This window comes from Mesorhizobium sp. M1A.F.Ca.ET.072.01.1.1 (assembly GCF_004023325.1).
Classification (GTDB): Bacteria; Pseudomonadota; Alphaproteobacteria; order Rhizobiales; family Rhizobiaceae; genus Mesorhizobium.
Map to the genome: position 1 here is coordinate 1 of NZ_RZSF01000605.1, position 1,694 is coordinate 1,694.

A 1,694-nucleotide genomic window follows, 5' to 3' on the forward strand; every position below is an offset into this window, starting at 1 on the left:
GTAATGGGTAAGGCAAGCGGTCGCAGATGTCGGCCGATAAAGCGGAAGGGCGGCGGGGCGATAGGAACGCCGTGCGACAGCCGCTCCAGACCCATAATCGTGATCAGGCTCATCGTGGGGTCTCCGGACGCCAGCGTTGCAGATGGTTTTCGGCAAGCGTGAGCAGGCCATGGATCACCAATCCTATGAAGCCGACGACGATCATGGCCGAAAGAACGAGTTCCAATTGAAAGAGCTGACGGCCATAGGCCATCAGGTATCCGAGTCCTTCGAACGACGCGATGAGCTCTACCGCAACCAGGGTCTGCCAGCCGTTGGCAAGGCCTTCGCGCAGCCCTGTGAAAATTGACGGCACGGCGGAAGGCAGCACGATCATGGTAAGTTTCGACCAGCGGCTGAACGAAAGGACGCGGCCAAGCTCCACATAGGCTTCCGGAACGTCGCGCACGCCTTGGCAGGTGTTCAGTACGACAGGAATGAAGGCTGACCAGCCGATGACGATGATCTTCAGGCCTTCGTCGATCCCGACTATCAGGATGATGATCGGCATCCAGCCGAGGGTCGGGACCTGGCTGAGGGCCAGGAACAGCGGATCGACGAAGTCGCGAAGGTTCTTTGACAGGCCAACCGCGGTGCCGAACACCAGGCCCGCCAGCGCGCCCACAGCAAATCCCTTCGCAACGCGCGCAAGGCTGGTGACCGTGCTGGAAAGCAGCGAGCCGTCCTGGATGCCATCCAACAAAGTGTCGAACACGACCCACGGCGGCGGCAGGATCTGCTCCGGCAATTGGCCTAGGAGGGCTGCCACCGTCCAAGCCGTCAAAAGGCCCAGCGGCACCACCAGGCCAAGACCCAGGATGCCGGCAGCCGGGAGCATGCGGCGCCGATTGGGAGCAAAACCGGCGATGCTGTTCCCATCTCCAGTCTGGGCCGCGCGGTAGCCGGCGCCCATCTTAGTTGCTCGCGGCTTTGGTGTGTTCGACTTCGCCCTCGGTCGCTTTCTGGCCTTTCGCGTCGAAGGTGGACCAGTAGTTCTCGAGCTTCAGGTCCACCAGGGCCTGCTTGAGGTACTTGGTCTCGAACCAGCTGTCGATGTCGACGTCCTTCTTGATCAAGCCGTAGGCTTTGGCGCGCGCGGCCTGATCTTTGTAGCGCGCGATAATGAAGTCATCGACGACAGGCGACAGGCGGTGGGCCAGACGCTCGTCTTTGAAATCGGCCTCGAAGCTTTCGACCGGCAGGCCAGCTTTCGACCAGAGCTCGAAGACTGCCTGGCGATTAGCCTCATCCGAGCCGAAGCGCGCGCCCTTGACAAAGGCGCGCACGACCTTGGCGGTGAACTCTGGGTGGGCCTTCTCGAACTCCGCGGTGACGAGGAGCCCCGCGTTGCGCCCGAGGGTCGGGTCGTCGTTCTTCGTCGAGTAGATGATCTTGACCGCGCCGCGTTTGGCGAGGTCCAGATATTCCGAGCCGCCGAACGAAGCCTCGACATTGCCCGAGATGAGCGCGGCCGTGGCGGAATTCGAGTCGAGACTGACGAAGCGGATATCTTTTTCGGCGAGGCCGTGCTTTTCGAGGACGCGGTCGGTGGCGATCTGCAAATTGGTGCCGCGGAACTGCGCCACCTTATGGCCCTTCAAGTCCTCCACCGTCTTGAGCTGCGAATCCGGGGGTACGGCGGAAGCGGCTGAGAT

Annotated in this window: 2 protein-coding genes; both read right to left on the minus strand. The window is 61.8% G+C overall.

Annotated features, from left to right (window positions below; genetic code table 11):
- Window positions 1-109: 109 nt before the first annotated feature.
- Window positions 110-952 carry an ABC transporter permease gene (locus EOA32_RS36820; protein ID WP_245499527.1) on the minus strand — a complete coding sequence of 281 codons (843 nt, stop codon included), beginning with the start codon at window positions 950-952 and terminating at the stop codon, window positions 110-112.
- A gap of 1 nt (window position 953) precedes the next feature.
- The gene (locus EOA32_RS36825) at window positions 954-1,694 is read right to left on the minus strand and encodes an ABC transporter substrate-binding protein (RefSeq protein WP_128374278.1); all 741 of its coding nucleotides are present in this window, start codon (window positions 1,692-1,694) and stop codon (window positions 954-956) included.

Excerpts from the sequence above, each read along its gene's own strand:
- EOA32_RS36820 (WP_245499527.1), bottom strand. The coding sequence starts at position 952 with ATGGGCGCCGGCTACCGCGCGGCCCAGACTGGAGATGGGAACAGCATC.